Origin of the sequence: Staphylococcus sp. GDY8P196P (assembly GCF_017891705.1) — a bacterium.
Classification (GTDB): Bacteria; Bacillota; Bacilli; order Staphylococcales; family Staphylococcaceae; genus Staphylococcus; species Staphylococcus ureilyticus.
This window is the reverse complement of the sequence record NZ_JAESJS010000039.1, coordinates 1,004-1,203: the sequence shown is the minus strand read 5'-3', so window position 1 is coordinate 1,203 and position 200 is coordinate 1,004.

The following is a 200-nucleotide window of genomic DNA, read 5'->3' as shown; positions in this document are numbered from 1 at the left end:
CAAGACGATAATAAAAAATAGAACACGCATTTATGCCGAGAAAATTTATTGATGTAGAGAAGAACCCTTAACTAAACTTGAAGACGAATGTCGGCATAGCGTGAGCTATTAAGCCGACCATTCGACAAGTTTTGGGATTGTTAAGGGTTCCGAGGCTCAACGTCAATAAAGCAATTGGAATAAAGCATCTATGATTATTT